Origin of the sequence: Streptomyces sp. NBC_01176 (genome assembly GCF_045039825.1) — a bacterium.
Lineage (GTDB): Bacteria > Actinomycetota > Actinomycetes > Streptomycetales > Streptomycetaceae > Streptomyces.
Map to the genome: position 1 here is coordinate 3,901,180 of NZ_CP108600.1, position 14,747 is coordinate 3,915,926.

Annotated in this window: 14 protein-coding genes and 2 pseudogenes; 7 read left to right on the forward strand and 9 right to left on the reverse strand. The window is 70.7% G+C overall.

Features of this window, described 5'->3' with window-relative positions; genetic code table 11:
- Positions 1-50: 50 nt before the first annotated feature.
- From OG199_RS16600 to OG199_RS16610, 3 genes are all read right to left on the reverse strand, one after another.
- Positions 51-233, reverse strand: a complete 183-nt coding sequence (locus OG199_RS16600; protein ID WP_028804678.1) for an SPOR domain-containing protein — start codon at positions 231-233, stop codon at positions 51-53.
- Positions 234-651: 418 nt separating this feature from the next.
- A complete protein-coding gene (locus OG199_RS16605; protein WP_405830081.1) occupies positions 652-1,404 on the reverse strand; it encodes a GntR family transcriptional regulator in 753 nt (250 codons plus the stop codon).
- Between the two features lie 147 nt (positions 1,405-1,551).
- Positions 1,552-2,739, reverse strand: coding sequence for a DUF4190 domain-containing protein (locus tag OG199_RS16610; protein WP_405830082.1), 1,188 nt, complete (start codon positions 2,737-2,739; stop codon positions 1,552-1,554).
- A 195-nt stretch (positions 2,740-2,934) separates the two neighbouring features.
- On the opposite strand from OG199_RS16610, the gene OG199_RS16615 reads away from it, so the two are divergent.
- Entirely contained in the window at positions 2,935-4,143 is a 1,209-nt protein-coding gene (locus tag OG199_RS16615) for a serpin family protein (protein WP_405830083.1), read from the forward strand.
- A gap of 30 nt (positions 4,144-4,173) precedes the next feature.
- Positions 4,174-5,283 carry a pyridoxal-phosphate dependent enzyme gene (locus tag OG199_RS16620; RefSeq protein ID WP_405830084.1) on the forward strand — a complete coding sequence of 370 codons (1,110 nt, stop codon included), beginning with the start codon at positions 4,174-4,176 and terminating at the stop codon, positions 5,281-5,283.
- A gap of 23 nt (positions 5,284-5,306) precedes the next feature.
- Here OG199_RS16620 and OG199_RS16625 read toward each other — a convergent pair.
- The 3 genes and pseudogenes from OG199_RS16625 to ychF form a co-directional block, all read right to left on the reverse strand.
- A pseudogene (locus tag OG199_RS16625) lies at positions 5,307-5,558 on the reverse strand (Txe/YoeB family addiction module toxin); the annotation flags it as partial.
- Positions 5,555-5,834: pseudogene (locus OG199_RS16630) on the reverse strand (type II toxin-antitoxin system Phd/YefM family antitoxin). The pseudogenes OG199_RS16630 and OG199_RS16625, both read right to left, overlap by 4 nt.
- A gap of 191 nt (positions 5,835-6,025) precedes the next feature.
- Complete coding sequence (ychF, locus tag OG199_RS16635) at positions 6,026-7,114, reverse strand: redox-regulated ATPase YchF (protein WP_356801916.1); 1,089 nt, start codon at positions 7,112-7,114, stop codon at positions 6,026-6,028.
- A gap of 175 nt (positions 7,115-7,289) precedes the next feature.
- Here ychF and OG199_RS16640 point away from each other — a divergent pair, with 175 nt between their 5' ends.
- Positions 7,290-7,901 carry a DUF6542 domain-containing protein gene (locus OG199_RS16640; protein ID WP_401799381.1) on the forward strand — a complete coding sequence of 204 codons (612 nt, stop codon included), beginning with the start codon at positions 7,290-7,292 and terminating at the stop codon, positions 7,899-7,901.
- 128 nt (positions 7,902-8,029) lie between these two features.
- On the opposite strand, the gene ppgK is transcribed toward OG199_RS16640, so the two are convergent.
- The gene (gene ppgK / locus OG199_RS16645; protein WP_356801912.1) at positions 8,030-8,779 is read right to left on the reverse strand and encodes a polyphosphate--glucose phosphotransferase; all 750 of its coding nucleotides are present in this window, start codon (positions 8,777-8,779) and stop codon (positions 8,030-8,032) included.
- A 29-nt stretch (positions 8,780-8,808) separates the two neighbouring features.
- Positions 8,809-9,858: a 4-hydroxy-3-methylbut-2-enyl diphosphate reductase gene (locus OG199_RS16650; RefSeq protein ID WP_356801910.1), complete on the reverse strand. Its 1,050-nt coding sequence runs from the start codon at positions 9,856-9,858 to the stop codon at positions 8,809-8,811.
- A 238-nt stretch (positions 9,859-10,096) separates the two neighbouring features.
- Between OG199_RS16650 and xseA the strand changes: the two genes are divergently transcribed.
- The 3 genes from xseA to OG199_RS16665 all read left to right on the forward strand — a co-directional run bounded on the left by xseA (position 10,097) and on the right by OG199_RS16665 (position 12,766).
- Positions 10,097-11,305 carry an exodeoxyribonuclease VII large subunit gene (gene xseA, locus OG199_RS16655; protein WP_356801909.1) on the forward strand — a complete coding sequence of 403 codons (1,209 nt, stop codon included), beginning with the start codon at positions 10,097-10,099 and terminating at the stop codon, positions 11,303-11,305.
- A gap of 9 nt (positions 11,306-11,314) precedes the next feature.
- On the forward strand, positions 11,315-11,548 hold the full coding sequence (locus OG199_RS16660) for an exodeoxyribonuclease VII small subunit (RefSeq protein WP_266701144.1): 234 nt from the start codon (positions 11,315-11,317) through the stop codon (positions 11,546-11,548).
- Positions 11,549-12,175: 627 nt separating this feature from the next.
- Positions 12,176-12,766, forward strand: coding sequence for a malonic semialdehyde reductase (locus OG199_RS16665; protein ID WP_356801905.1), 591 nt, complete (start codon positions 12,176-12,178; stop codon positions 12,764-12,766).
- A gap of 148 nt (positions 12,767-12,914) precedes the next feature.
- Here the strand turns inward: OG199_RS16665 and OG199_RS16670 are convergent, their stop codons facing one another.
- Positions 12,915-13,433, reverse strand: a complete 519-nt coding sequence (locus OG199_RS16670; protein WP_401799369.1) for a DUF4245 domain-containing protein — start codon at positions 13,431-13,433, stop codon at positions 12,915-12,917.
- A gap of 125 nt (positions 13,434-13,558) precedes the next feature.
- Here OG199_RS16670 and glpX point away from each other — a divergent pair, with 125 nt between their 5' ends.
- Positions 13,559-14,590 carry a class II fructose-bisphosphatase gene (gene glpX / locus OG199_RS16675; RefSeq protein ID WP_153288832.1) on the forward strand — a complete coding sequence of 344 codons (1,032 nt, stop codon included), beginning with the start codon at positions 13,559-13,561 and terminating at the stop codon, positions 14,588-14,590.
- Positions 14,591-14,747 lie beyond the last annotated feature (157 nt).

Below are 14,747 nucleotides of genomic sequence, written 5' to 3' on the forward strand. Positions count from 1 at the left end.
ACAGGTCACACCGGCCCCGGGCGGTGCGGATCAGCGCCGGGGACGGGCCGTCACCTGCTCCCGTTCTGCCCGATCCGCTCGACCCAGTAGAGCTGCTTGTGCCCGCGGTCGTCGAGGCTGTCCGCGATCTTCTGGGCCTCGGCCCTGGTCGCGTACCTGCCGACGCGATAGCGGTTGCCGTTGTCGTCCTGCCGTATGACGAGCCAGGGAAGAGTGATCGTGCCGTCGTTCATCGAGCCCCTCCACTTCCCGCCCCCGGCCCGCGCCGCAATCCGCACCCCAACGAAACCGCACTCCGCATATGCCCGAGCCTACGCCTAACCTTCACGCAGCGAATACGGCTTTTCACAAAGAGGTACGCAACCGGCCAGTACGGAGGGGGCGCGTGCCTGCGGGTGCGCCGTCGACCGCCCTCCGTGCGCCCGTCAGGCAGCGCGAACGCCGCCCCCGGCACGGCATTTGAGAACGGCCAGATTCCAACCGGCGGCGCATCGGCGCCATTTGGCGACGGACGCGGCCGCGGAGGCGGAGGCGCCGGGGACGGCGCAGACCTGGACGAAGACGGCGAGGAAGACGTGGGCGGAGACGCAGGAGGCGACCGCCCGGCCGCTCCGGTCATGGTTGATGCGGCCGCCGCGTCTCCGGCTGCGGCTATTTCACCGGCAGGTGGTACGCGACGCGGTAACGGTCCGCCGGCACGACGATGTCGGCCGTCTCGACCGGACGCCCCGAGGCGAAGTACGTGCGCTGGATGACGACGATCACGTGCCCGGGCACTCCGCCCAGCGCGAGGAGCTCCTCGGCGAGACCGGGGCGGGCACCCACTTCCTCCGTGACGTTGTCCACGATCACGTCGATGGCGGCCATCCGCTCCACGACACCCATGCCGCCGAGCGGACCCTCCTCGGGAAGCATGACCGGCGTACGCCCCGTGACGGCGAGGGGCTCCCAGGACGTGGAGAGCATCATCGCCTCACCCGCGTCGCGGAACACGTACTTCGTGCACATCACGCGGTCGCCGGGCCGGATCGAGAGCCGCTCCGCGATCGCCCCGCTCGCCTCGGCCTGCTCGCTGCGCGACTCCCAGGTGCCGCGCGCGGTCAGGTCGGCCTGTTCCTGCCGGAACGGGGTGGCACCGCTGTCCGGCCGGTACCCGGACCGGGAGACCCGGCGCGGCACCGGCCGCTCCCGCACATAGGTCCCCGACCCCGAGCGCCCCTCGACCAGGCCCTCCGCCATCAGCACCTTGCGTGCCTCCAGCGCGACCGTGTCCGACACCCCGTACTCCTCGCGGATCCTGGCCTGCGACGGGAGACGGGTGTGTGGTGGCAGTGAACCGTCGACGATCTTCTTGCGGAGATCACCCGCGACGCGCAGGTACGCCGGCTGCTCACCGAAAGTCACTGGCCGCTCCCATCAGATTGTACAGACAGCAACAGCCTGGCAACCGTGGGTTGTGCCATGCAAGCGAAGGCCAGAGAATCACTCGATGTGATTACCTGTGACTGCCGAGGGCTTTACCCAGGCACTTTCTCCCCGCTGTAGCCCGAGTCACACCTCGGCGCCGCTGCCGCCCGACTCGTCGCCCTGTCCGTCCCCGTTCGTACCGTCCGACGGCGGAGTGGTGGCCAGACCCAGAACCTTGCGTGCCGTGACTGTCCTGCTCGGGTCGATGAGCTTCAGGCCCTTCTCGTAGTGGGCGTAGAAGGTGTCCGCGTCGGGGGCGGCCGCCGCCTTCGTCCACTCCTTGCGCGACGCCTCGATGTCCTCGACGAGGGCCGCGACGGGCTTGTCCGCGGCGGGGAACCAGCCATGGCCGCGCAGCAGGCGCGCCTGCTCGTCGAGCGCGCCGGAGACCCTGACCGCCCATGCCTTGTGACCCGGCAGGTCGTCCTCGACGTACGCCTTCTCCGGTGCCGTGTCCATCGCCTGGTCGAGTACGTCCGCGGCCCGCAGATACGCGGTCTGATCGGCGTTCAGCGTCAGCGCGTCCCTGCGCAGCGAGCCCGTCAGGCCGCTCTTGCCGTCCGTGTTGCCGAACAGGCAGGTGACCGCGCGGTCGCCACCGCTCCAGCTCTCCCGGGTCGGCGTGAAGTAGTACACGTCGACGTTGTCCGGGACGGCCCAGGTGTCCATCGCGTACGACGCCCGGAGCGCGTAGCACCGGGTGTCGGCCGCGTCGACGACCTCGCTGTCGCCCGGGTAACTCCCGCCGCTCATCCTGAACTCCGCGAACACCTCGGCGTCGTGCCGCCCGGCGCACGGCACCTTGTCGACGTCGTACGCCAGCCCTTCCAGAGAGCCGCCCGGCGCGTCGAAGCAGTCGCCCTTGCGGAGCGAGAAGGCACTGCCCGCCGAGTCGCCCACGCCTTCCTTGAAGCCGTCCCAGAAGTCGCGCGGGCCGCCGGTGGCGAGGGCGAGCACGAACACCGCGATGCCGAGCGTGGACATCACCATGCCGGTCACCGCCATCGCCGTGCCCCGCTCGCCCCGCTTCCTGATCTGCACGAGGGCGACGATCCCCAGCACCAGACCGACGGCCGGCAGGAAGCACAGGACGCCCAGCACGAGGGCGGAGATCGCGAGCCCGTTGAAGGGCGCGGGACGGTTGTACGGGGAGTAGCCCTGGCCCCAGGTCCGGTACGAGGCTTGCGGGTAGGGAGGCGGGTACGGCCCCTGGCCCGGCGGTGGATACGGGCCCTCGGGCTCATGGGGCCCGGGCGGCGGGGGTATGGCCACGGGTGACGTCGCTCCTTGTCCGGACGAGGTCGGGCGGAGCCGACGCGGGGGAAGTCGGGCGGAGCCGACACGGGAAGTGGCGTGAAAAAACGATGACCTTGAAAAAGCGAGCCGCCTCAGTACTGATGTCCGAGGAACATGTGACCGTTGTACGGCGGCTGGGCGCATCGTAAGCGTGGTGGGGGCGGGGGCGGAATGCGGATCACGAACGCGACGATCCGGGCGGTCAACGGGCTGACAGCCCGCTGGGCGGGAGCGGTGTCCGACGGAACGGTGTTCTCGGCGGCCGGGGTCTGGCCGCTGCTGACCTTCCTCGCGGACGGGGCGGGCGGCGCGGCGCGCACGGAGCTCGCGGAGGCGGTGGGACTGCCGGCCGGTGAAGCGGCGGCCGCGGGGCGCGAGTTGCTGGCCGGCCTGCGGGAGATGCGGGGCCTCGACTCGGCGCTCGGGCTGTGGACCGAGCGGACCCTGGAGCTGCGTGAGGAGTGGGAGGCGGGCCTGCCCGCGGAGGCGCACGGGGTGCTCACCGGCCGGCCCGAGGCCGACGCGACGGCGCTGGACGCCTGGGTGAGGAAGCATACGGACGGACGGATCTCCCGGCTCCCGGTCGGCCTCAGCCGGTCCACCGAGTTGGTGGTCGCGAGCGCGTTCGCTCTGCGCACCGAGTGGTTCCGGCCGTTCACCGACGGAATTCTCGAACCCTCCGCCGGCCCGTGGCGGGACCGGACGCTGCACGGACTCCACCGCGACACCGCCCTGTTGGACCGGGTCGGTGTGGCCGACACACCGAACGGTACGGTCACCGAGCTGAAGGTCCTCGGCACCACCGGCATCGACGTCCATCTCCTGCTCGGCGAGGAGCGGATGAGCCCGGGTCAGGTCCTGGGCGCGGGCGTGGACGTCCTGGCACGCCGGCTCGCGACGGTTCCCGGGCACGACCTGCCGTACGGCGAGGCGGGCCCCGGTCTGCGGGTGGCACGCGAGCGGTCCACGGTGCCGCGCCCACCGTCCCTGGACGTCAGGACCGTGGCCTTCGACCTCTGCGCGTACCACGATCTCCTCGACCTGCACGAGCTGTTCGGTCTCGGCTCGGCGAGGGACGACCTGCGCCCGCACTTCCCGGGGATCAGCGACCGGCCGCTGTGCGTCGGAGCGGCCCGGCAGTCCGCCACCGCGGTCTTCGGCGCCCTCGGCTTCCGCGCCGCGGCGGCGACGGCCGTCACCGGAGTGGCGGCGGGAGTCCCCGACCTGCGCCACGTCACCACCACCATCGAGGCCGTGTTCGACCGCCCCTTCGGCTTCCTCGCCCTGCACCGCACCTCACGCCTGGTCCTCGCGGCCGGGTGGGTCACCGAACCGAAGCCGTTCGAGGAGGACGGGGACGGTGCGAGAGCCCTGCCGTGACCTGCCGTCGTGCGCGCCTAACCTGCGGTCATGACAGCTTTGCCGGATTGTTTCTGCCCGGCGGACGGTACGCGCGTCCCCGGCGGCTCGCTCGACTGGTGCTGCCCGGTCTGCCGCGGCCCGCTCGACCTGGACTTCGCACCGACCCCCGCGACGCTCAAGTCCCTGACCGGGCGCGTGAACTCGCTCTGGCGGTACACGGAGTGCCTGCCGCTCGCCGCGCCCACGGTCAGTCTGGGCGAGGGCCGCACCCCCCTGGTGACGCTGCGCGAGGGCGCCGTCTCGGCCAAGCTGGACTTCCTGATGCCGACGCTGTCGTTCAAGGACCGCGGCGCCGTCCTGCTCGCCGAACTGGCGCTGCGGCTCGAACCCCAGCGGGTGCTCGCGGACAGCAGCGGCAACGCGGGAACGGCGATCGCGGCCTACTGCGCGCGGGCCGCGCTGCCCTGCACGGTGTACGTCCCCGAAGGAACGTCGCCGAAGAAGCTGGAGCAGATCGACGCGCACGGGGCACAGGTGCGCGTCGTGGACGGGGACCGGGAGACGGCAGCCCTGGCGGCGCGCGAGGCGGCGGACGAGCCCGGCACCTTCTACGCCTCGCACGTCTTCAACCCGTACTTCCTGCACGGCACGAAGACGTACGTGCACGAGCTCTGGGAGGACCTCGGCGGGCGCCTCCCCGAGGTCCTGGTCGTCCCGGTCGGCAACGGGACGCTGCTCCTCGGCGCCGCCCTCGCCGTCGCCGAGCTGCACGGCGCGGGCCTCATCGACCGGCGGCCGGCGCTGTACGCGGTCCAGGCGGCCGCCGTGGCACCGCTGGCGCACGCCTGGGAGGAGGGCGCGGACGACCTCGTGGACGCCACCCCGACGGCCCCCACCCTCGCCGAGGGCATCGCCGTACCGCGCCCGCCGCGGGCCCGCCAGATCCTGCGTGCGGTCCGTGACTCCGGCGGCGCCTTCCTGACCGTGACGGAGGACCAGATCCGGCACGCCCAGCGGGACCTGGCGTCGCAGGGCCTCTACGTCGAGTCGACGGGCGTGGCGTGCTGGGCGGCCGTACGGGAGGGCGTCCTCGGGACACGGACGGCGGTGGTACCGCTGTGCGGGGCGGGGGCGAAGACGGGACTGGCCGGGGGGTAGGGCCGCCTGCGGGGAAGCGTTCTGTAGCGGTACCGGGCTGCGAGGACGACGATCTTCTTGTCCGTCACCAAGTAGACGCGGCGGTGCTCGTCGTCGATCCGTCGCGACCAAGCCCCCGGCAAGGGGTACTTGAGCGGCTCAGGCCTGCCGATTCCCGAGAAGGGATCATGCCTGACGTCTTCGATGAGCTTGTTGATCCGAGCAAGCGTCTTGCGGTCGTTCTTGAGCCAGGACGTGTAGTCCTCCCAGCCCTGGTCCTCGAAGGCAGGCCTCACGCAGCACCCGCACCGGCGTCCGCCGGGTCCGGATCGATCAGCTCACGCTCCGACACGTTGATGGGGGGCAGGGCATTCTCGTACGCCTTGAGCAGCCGCCGGGCGTTCGCCGGCGAGCGCAGCAAGTACGAGCCCTCGCGCAGTGCCGCGTAGTCCTCGGCCGAGACAAGCACGGCGTTGCCATGCTTCGACGATCTCGATGGCCTCCTGCTTCTCGTTGACCTACTTGATCAGCGGAAAGAGTTCCTTGCGGGCTTCACTCGCGGCTATGGACATGACCTGACCTCTCCATCAAGTGGCACCTGATAACGCACCACTCTCGATGCCTCCAGGAGGAGGAAGCGACTGATGGTCAGCCACCCCTGCACCGATCCGGCACGGGAAGAGCCAGGGGTCCGCTCCCGGCAGAGTGGACCCCTCCCGACCTGCACTTTCGCCGGATCAGCGTGGTGGTGACAGGTCACTCCCTACACGTTGAAGCGGAACTCCACCACGTCGCCGTCCTGCATCACGTAGTCCTTGCCCTCCATGCGGGCCTTGCCCTTGGCGCGGGCCTCGGCGACCGAGCCGGTCTCGACGAGGTCGCCGAAGGAGATCACCTCGGCCTTGATGAAGCCCTTCTGGAAGTCGGTGTGGATGACTCCGGCGGCCTCGGGGGCGGTGGCGCCCTTCTTGATCGTCCAGGCGCGGGATTCCTTGGGGCCGGCCGTGAGGTAGGTCTGCAGGCCGAGGGTGTCGAAGCCGACGCGGGCCAGGGTGGCGAGGCCGGGCTCCTCGGCGCCGACCGACTCCAGGAGCTCCATCGCGTCCTCCTCGTCGAGCTCGGCGAGGTCCTGCTCCAGCTTGGCGTTGAGGAAGATCGCCTCGGCGGGGGCGACCAGAGCGCGCTGCTCGGTCTTGAAGTCCTCGTCGACGAGCTCGTCCTCGTCGACGTTGAAGACGTAGAGGAACGGCTTGGTGGTGAGCAGGTGCAGGTCGTGCAGCAGCTCCTCGTTGCCGGAGCCCTGGACGATGCCCTGCGAGAAGAGGGTGTCGCCCTTCTCCAGGATCTCCTTCGCCGCCTCGACCGCCGCGACCTTGGGAACGATGTCCTTCTTGATGCGCGACTCCTTCTGGAGGCGCGGAAGGACCTTCTCGATCGTCTGGAGGTCCGCGAGGATCAGCTCGGTGTTGATCGTCTCGATGTCGTCCTTGGGCGAGACCTTGCCGTCGACGTGCACGACGTTCTCGTCCTTGAAGGCACGGATGACCTGGCAGATGGCGTCCGACTCGCGGATGTTCGCGAGGAACTTGTTGCCCAGGCCCTCACCCTCGGACGCGCCCTTCACGATGCCCGCGATGTCGACGAAGTCCACCGTGGCCGGGAGGACGCGCTGCGAGGCGAAGATCTCGGCCAGTTTGGTCAGCCGGGCGTCGGGGACGCCGACCACGCCGACGTTCGGCTCGATCGTGGCGAACGGGTAGTTGGCCGCGAGCACGTCGTTCTTGGTCAGGGCGTTGAACAGGGTCGACTTGCCGACATTGGGCAGACCGACGATTCCGATCGTGAGCGACACGTTGCGACTTCCCGTACGTGAGGATGGGCGAAGGGCCCTGGGACTGCTCGGGCCGATCCACCAGTCTACGGCGTGCGCGCTCCCGTACCGGCGACCTGTCGAACGCATGGCCAAGGTCCGCTCATCGGCGTGTCTGAGGAGCCATTCCGCACATAAACCGACCTAAGTTGGTCCAGTGGAGCAACACAGGACGCGCCCCCCTCAGTACCGGCAGCGACGCGACGCGCCTCTTCCCGCCCAGGCCGCGCGGCGCGCGTCCGTCGGCGTTCAGAAGGGCGCGCCGCCCGCGCGACGGCCCGCGCCGCTGCCCGCGCCGGGCGGGCCGCGGCTGCCGAACCCCAGGCTCACCGGACTCGGCAGCGGACTGTTCTGCGGTGTGTCGATGTTCGTCCTGGCCTGTGTCGACCAGTTGCTGTTCGGGGCGTCGCCGACGCTGTACGGCGTGCTGTTCCTGCCCGTCAGCGCGCTGACCGCGCTCTGGGTGCGGCGCGGAGACCTCGTCAGCGCGCCCGTGGTCGTGCCGATCGCGTTCACGTTCGGGCTGCTGCCGCTGGCCGGCGGGGGCGGCGGCCTCAGTGGCCGTCTGATGGGGCTCGTCACCGCGCTGGCCACCCAGGCGGGCTGGCTGTACGGGGGGACGCTGGTCGCGGGAGTCATCTCGACCGTGCGCAAGGCACGGCAGATGACCCGCCGGGCCGCGCAGCGGCGGAGCCGGGCCGCCGCGTCCGGCCGGGACGCCACCCCCGCCACCACCCCTCGGTCGAGGTCGGCCGGACAGCTCGGCTAGGAGCGACAGGAGGTGGGGCGGGAGGGGTGGCAGGCGGTAGGGGGCAGGCGGTAGGGGCTTCGGGAGGCGGGCGGGTCGGACGACCCGCACCCCGCGCCCCCCGCGCCCCCGCATCCCGGAAGCCGGACCTACGACGCCGTCTTCGCCGCTCTCATCGCCGCGCCCACGATCCCCGCGTTGTTCTGCAGCTGTGCCGGAACGATCTCCGCCTTGATGCCCTCGAGCAGCGGCAGGAACTTGTCCGCCTTGCGGCTGACGCCGCCGCCGATGATGAACAGCTCGGGGGAGAAGAGCATCTCCACGTGGGCGAGGTACTTCGTGACCCGGCGCGCCCAGTGCTCCCAGGTCAGCTCGTGGTCCTCCTTGGCCTTCGTGGAGGCACGCTTCTCCGCGTCGTGGCCGCCGAGCTCCAGGTGGCCCAGCTCCGTGTTCGGGACGAGCTCGCCGTCGACGAAGAGCGCGCTGCCGATCCCCGTGCCGAAGGTGAGCAGAAGGACCGTGCCCCGGCGGTCGCGGCCGGCACCGAACTGCATCTCGGCGACGCCCGCCGCGTCCGCGTCGTTCAGCACCGTCACCGGGAGGCCGCCGAGCCGGTCGCCCAGCAGGGCGCGCGCGTCGGTGTCGATCCAGGCCTTGTCGACATTCGCGGCCGTACGAATGGTGGCGCCGTCGGCGACCACCCCGGGGAAGGTGATACCGACGGGCCCTGTCCAGCCGAAGTGCCCGACGACCTCCTTCACACCGTCCGCCACCGCGTCAGGCGTCGCCGGATGAGGAGTGAGCACTTTGTGGCGCTCCTCCGTCAAATCGCCGCGGTCCAGGTCCACAGGGGCGCCCTTGATCCCGGATCCGCCGATGTCCACACCGAAGATCTGCATGGCCCTACGTTACGTCGTACGACTGACAGTCACTTCTCGGAATTATCGGGAACGGCGGACACCGCGGAGGAACCGGACACCCCGTTCGTCCGCTGGTCCACCAGTGCCGCCGCCTCCGCGCGCAGGTCGCGGCGGAGCTCCTTGGGCAGCGAGAAGGTGATGGACTCCTCGGCCGCCTTGACGATCTCCACGTCCTCGAAACCACGGGTGGAGAGCCACTCCAGGACCTGCTCGACCAGGACCTCGGGGACGGAGGCGCCGGAGGTGACCCCGACGGTGGTCACGCCGTCCAGCCAGGCCTCGTCGATCTCGCCGGCGAAGTCCACGAGGTGCGCGTCGCGCGCGCCCGCGAGTTTGGCCACCTCGACGAGGCGTACGGAGTTGGAGGAGTTCTTCGAGCCGACCACGATGACGAGGTCCGCCTCCTCGCCCATCTGCTTCACGGCGAGCTGACGGTTCTGCGTCGCGTAGCAGATGTCGTCGCTGGGCGGGGAGATGAGCTGCGGAAACTTCTCCTTCAGGGCGTCGACCGTCTCCATCGTCTCGTCGACCGACAGCGTGGTCTGGGAGAGCCAGACGACCCTGGACGGGTCACGGACCTCGACCTTGGCGACGTCACCGGGGCCGTCCACGAGCGTGATGTGGTCGGGCGCCTCGCCGGAGGTGCCGATGACCTCCTCGTGGCCCTCGTGCCCGATCAGCAGGATGTCGAAGTCCTCGTTCGCGAAGCGGACCGCTTCCTTGTGGACCTTGGTGACCAGCGGGCAGGTCGCGTCGATGGTGGCGAGCCTGCCGGCCGCGGCCTCGTCGTGGACGACCGGGGCGACTCCGTGCGCCGAGAACATGACGATGGACCCCTCGGGGACCTCCGCCGTCCGCTCGACGAAAATCGCGCCCTTCTTCTCCAGCGTCTGCACGACGTACTTGTTGTGGACGATCTCGTGACGGACATAGATCGGGGCCCCGTACTGCTCGAGGGCCTTCTCGACGGCGATCACGGCGCGGTCCACACCCGCGCAATAGCCACGGGGGGCGGCGAGCAGGACACGGCGGCCAGGCGAAGCAGTCATGCACCCCATCGTAAGGCCGCGCCCGACAGGCCGAAGATCGCCTCCTTGGCGAGAGAGAGGGAGAAACGGGAAAACGGGAAGGAGAGCCGGCGCGAGCACGGCGGGAAGCCGGTAAGGGGAGTTGGAGGGGCGGGCCGGAGACCTCGGTCCCGGCCGCGGCCGGGAAACCCACGGCGCCGGTCGGAGAGCCGGAGCCGCCGACCCGCGCCCGGCCGGGTTGTCCGACCCTGCCACTACGCTCGGGCGCATGGCTCTGAACACGTCCGCGGACGCTCCCCTGCCCGTCGGCGAGGTGTCGCGGCTCATCGGGGGATGGATCGACCGGCTCGGCGCGGTGTGGGTCGAGGGGCAGATCACACAGTTGTCGCGGCGCCCCGGCGCCGGTGTCGTCTTCCTGACCCTGCGCGACCCGTCGTACGACATCTCGGTGGGCGTCACCTGCTACCGGCAGGTGTTCGATGCCGTGTCGGACGTGGTGAGCGAGGGCGCCCGCGTCGTCGTCCTCGCGAAGCCCGAGTGGTACGCGCCGCGCGGGCAGTTGTCGCTGCGCGCCACCGAGATCAAGCCGGTGGGCGTCGGTGAACTGCTGGCCCGGCTGGAGCAGTTGAAGAAGTCCCTGGCGGCCGAGGGCCTGTTCGCCGCCGATCGGAAGAAGGCGCTGCCCTTCCTGCCACAGCTCATCGGCCTGGTGTGCGGGCGGGCCTCCGCGGCCGAGCGGGACGTGCTGGAGAACGCGCGGCACCGCTGGCCCGCCGTCCGCTTCGAGGTGCGCAACGTCCCCGTACAGGGGGTGCACGCGGTACCGCAGGTCGTGCAGGCCGTGAAGGAGCTCGACGCGCTCGACGGCGTGGACGTGATCGTCGTGGCGCGGGGCGGCGGCAGTGTGGAGGATCTGCTGCCCTTCTCGGACGAGCAGCTCGTCCGGGCGGTCGCGGCCTGTCGTACGCCGGTCGTCTCGGCGATCGGGCACGAGCCGGACAACCCGCTGCTGGACCTCGTCGCCGACCTGCGCGCGTCCACGCCGACCGACGCGGCCAAGAAGGTCGTACCGGACGTCGGCGAGGAGTACGAGCGGGTGCGGTTCCTGCGCGACCGGGCGCGGCGCAGCGTCCGGTCCTTCGTCGAGCGCGAGGAGCGCGGCCTCGCGCAGGCGCTGGCCCGGCCCTCGATAGAGGATCCGCACCGGATGGTCGACGAGCGGGCGGACCAGGTCGCGTCGCTCCTGGACCGCGGCCGGCGCACGGTCGGGCACCTCCTGGACCGCGCGGACTCGGAGCTGACGCACACCCACGCGCGCGTGGTGGCCCTCTCCCCCGCCGCGACCCTCCGGCGGGGGTACGCGGTGCTGCAGCAGGCCGACGGGCAGGTGGTCCGGGATCCGGACGAGGTGGCGGCGGGCGAGACGCTGCGGGCGCGGGTCGCCGAGGGTGAATTCTCCGTACGAGTGGATGCATAGGGTGGGCGTATGACCGGCAAGGTGGACGAGGCGCTCGGGTACGAGCAGGCGCGGGACGAGCTGATCGAGGTCGTACGCCGCCTGGAGGCGGGCGGTACGACCCTGGAGGAGTCCCTCGCCCTCTGGGAGCGCGGCGAGGAACTCGCGAAGGTGTGCCGCCGCTGGCTGGAGGGCGCCCGGGCGCGGTTGGACGCGGCCCTGGCGGAGGAGGAGTCGGAGGACGGGGACGCTGGCGCCGAGTGACGCCGGGCCGCCACGCGGGACACCCATGGGGGAAGGCCGGACCCGCCGCGCCCGGCACCGGCCGCCGCGTGTGACGCGGGGTCCGTGGGTGTGACGCGGCGCGCGTGACGCGGGGTTCGTGGGTGTGACGCGGCGCGCGTGACGCGGGGTTCGTGGGTGTGACGCGGCGCGCGTGACGCGGGATTCGTGGGTGTGACGCGGCGCGTGTGACGCGGGGTTCGTGGGTGTGACGCGGGGTTCTCGCGCGTGACCCCGGACACCTGGGAGTGACGCCGGGCCCGGCGTCCGGGTGCCGCCCGCGGTAGTCACCCCTCGGGCACCGCCCCGCCGCGGTCGCCCCTCGGGGTGCCTCGCCGCCCTGGTCGGCCCTCCGGCGCCACAGCCCCCTCGCCGGCACCCCGTCGCGCGCCGGACGCCACGCGCCGCGCAGGTCCGGTGATTCTCCCTGGTGAGAGCGCCGCGGCACCCTTTTCTCGCTCACCGCGGCGACCTTTCGCGGGGCTTTCCGATCTTGTGAAGCGGATCACCCGGCCGCCTTTTTGGTTGAAGCTTAAATATTCTCGGGTACTGTCGTCCTTGCCAGCTGATCCCCATGGATCCACCGCACGTTCCGAGAAGGTTTCCCCCATGTCTCTTGTCCTTGACCCCGCCGCCCAGGACCTGCTGTTCCGCGAGGCCCGCACCGCGAACACGTTCACCGACGAGCCGGTGACCGACGAGCAGGTCCAGGCGATCTACGACCTGGTCAAGTACGGCCCGACCGCCTTCAACCAGTCGCCGCTGCGCATCACCCTGGTCCGCTCCGCCGAGGCCCGCGAGCGCCTGGTGCAGCACATGGCCGAGGGCAACCAGCCGAAGACCGCCACCGCCCCCCTCGTCGCGATCCTCTCCGCGGACAACGAGTTCCACGAGGAGCTGCCGGCCCTCTTCCCGCACTTCCCGGCCGCCAAGGACGTGTTCTTCGCCGAGCGTCCGGCCCGTGAGGGTGCCGCCGCCCTGAACGCCGCGCTGCAGGCCGCGTACTTCATCATCGGCGTCCGCGCCGCCGGTCTCGCCGCCGGCCCGATGACCGGCCTCGACTTCGCGGGCGTCCAGAAGGAGTTCCTGGACGGCGACCACACCCCGCTGATGGTCGTCAACATCGGCAAGCCGGGCGAGGACGCCTGGTTCCCGCGCTCCCCGCGCCTGGGCTTCGACGACGTCGTCACGACCGTCTGATCGGTCGACCACGCCGTCGTGACCGTCCGCCTCACGCGGACATACGAGAAGGGCCCCCGCCAATGGCGCCGGGGGCCCTTCTCGTATGTCCGCTCTCGTGCGTCAGCTCTCGTAAGTCCGCCGAGACGCTCCCGTCACGACGACGTCACTACGACATCTTCAGCGCCCCGGCCATCTTCGCGAGCTGTCCGAACGACGCCGTCCCGGTCACCACCGTCGTCGACCCCTTGCCCTGCAGCACGAGGGCGTCGTACTTGTCGCCCTTGTACCGCTGCCACGTCCGGTCGCCGATCCGCTCGGTGACCTTCGTGGCCGCGGCGCCCTGGCTGGCCGAGTCGATGAAGACGGGCGCCCGCTGAGTGGACTGCTCGATCGCCACGTACTGACCTTCGGGGTCGTGGAAGCCCAGGTGCCAGGCGTCGAACTCGGCGCCGTCGTACCGCACCGACGTCGCCTTCCACGTGCCGGGCAGCCCCTCGGGGGCCGCCACCGGATACGACGCCGCGCGACGCGCCGTGAGCAGCTCGACACGGTAGTCGACGCGCTTGAGGGGAGGCTCGGAGTCGTCGTGCGGGATGAAGATGTAGATGACGCCCGCCATGATCCCGATCAGGCCCAGGGAGAGGAGCATGTCCCGGACCGTCTGCTTGCCTTTCGTACCTGCCACCCCCCTATCGTCGCAGGTGCCCTGGCCTGCTCATCCGTGGGGCCCCCTGCTCATTTTGTCGGTCTGGCGATAGAGTCGGGGCACACCCTCATCCGGCCGTCGTCGTATCAGAAAGGTGCGCTCCGATGACCGAGCATCATCTGCCGTCCGAACTCGAGGTGCCCTCCGAGGCCCCCGACCGAAATCTCGCCCTGGAACTCGTCCGGGTCACCGAGGCCGCCGCGATGGCCGCGGGCCGCTGGGTCGGCCGCGGCGACAAGATCGGCGCCGACGGCGCCGCCGTACGTGCCATGCGGACCCTCGTCTCCACCGTCTCGATGAACGGCGTCGTCGTCATCGGTGAAGGCGAGAAGGACGAGGCCCCGATGCTCTTCAACGGGGAGCGTGTCGGCGACGGCACCGGTCCCGAGTGCGACATCGCCGTCGACCCGATCGACGGAACCACGCTGACCGCCAAGGGCATGACCAACGCGATCGCCGTACTGGCCGCCGCCGACCGCGGCACCATGTTCGACCCGTCCGCGGTCTTCTACATGGACAAGTTGGTCACCGGCCCGGAGGCCGCCGACTTCGTCGACATCAACGCGCCCGTGTCGGTGAACATCCGCCGCGTCGCCAAGGCCAAGAAGTCCACCCCCGAGGACGTCACGGTCGTCATCCTCGACCGGCCGCGCCACGAGGGGATCATCAAGGAGATCCGCGAGACCGGCGCCCGGATCAAATTGATCTCCGACGGCGACGTCGCGGGCTCGATCCTCGCGCTGCGCGAGGGGACGGGCATCGACCTGCTGCTCGGCATCGGCGGCACACCCGAGGGCATCATCTCGGCCTGCGCCGTGAAGTGCCTGGGCGGCACCATCCAGGGCAAGCTGTGGCCCAAGGACGACGAGGAGCGGCAGCGCGCGCTCGACGCGGGCCACGACCTCGACCGTGTGCTGTTCACCGACGACCTGGTCTCCGGCGAGAACGTGTTCTTCGTCGCGACCGGCATCACCGACGGCGAGCTGCTGCGCGGGGTGCGCTACCGCGCCGAGGTGGCGACGACCGAGTCGATCGTCATGCGCTCCAAGTCCGGCACGGTCCGGCAGATCACGTCCGAGCACCGGCTGAGCAAGCTGCGGGCGTACAGCGCGATCGACTTCGATCGCGCGAAGTAGTTCCGCGGACCGCGGGGTCACCCCGCCCGGACGTGCCCCGGAAGCACCTGTGGGGCAGCGTCTCCGCAGAACGTCCGGAGCGGTACCCGCGGAGACCGGAGCCGTACATACGGAAAAGGGGCGCCCCCTGTGCGGAGGGGACGCCCCTTTCCCGTGC

Bases quoted from the DNA above. Each gene is read 5' to 3' on its own strand.
- OG199_RS16600 (WP_028804678.1), bottom strand. From the start codon at position 233: ATGAACGACGGCACGATCACTCTTCCCTGGCTCGTCATACGGCAGGAC.
- OG199_RS16615 (WP_405830083.1), top strand. From the start codon at position 2,935: ATGCGGATCACGAACGCGACGATCCGGGCGGTCAACGGGCTGACAGCC.
- OG199_RS16620 (WP_405830084.1), top strand. From the start codon at position 4,174: ATGACAGCTTTGCCGGATTGTTTCTGCCCGGCGGACGGTACGCGCGTC.
- ppgK (WP_356801912.1), bottom strand. From the start codon at position 8,779: ATGCAGATCTTCGGTGTGGACATCGGCGGATCCGGGATCAAGGGCGCC.
- OG199_RS16650 (WP_356801910.1), bottom strand. From the start codon at position 9,858: ATGGGGTGCATGACTGCTTCGCCTGGCCGCCGTGTCCTGCTCGCCGCC.
- xseA (WP_356801909.1), top strand. From the start codon at position 10,097: ATGGCTCTGAACACGTCCGCGGACGCTCCCCTGCCCGTCGGCGAGGTG.
- OG199_RS16660 (WP_266701144.1), top strand. From the start codon at position 11,315: ATGACCGGCAAGGTGGACGAGGCGCTCGGGTACGAGCAGGCGCGGGAC.
- OG199_RS16665 (WP_356801905.1), top strand. From the start codon at position 12,176: ATGTCTCTTGTCCTTGACCCCGCCGCCCAGGACCTGCTGTTCCGCGAG.
- glpX (WP_153288832.1), top strand. From the start codon at position 13,559: ATGACCGAGCATCATCTGCCGTCCGAACTCGAGGTGCCCTCCGAGGCC.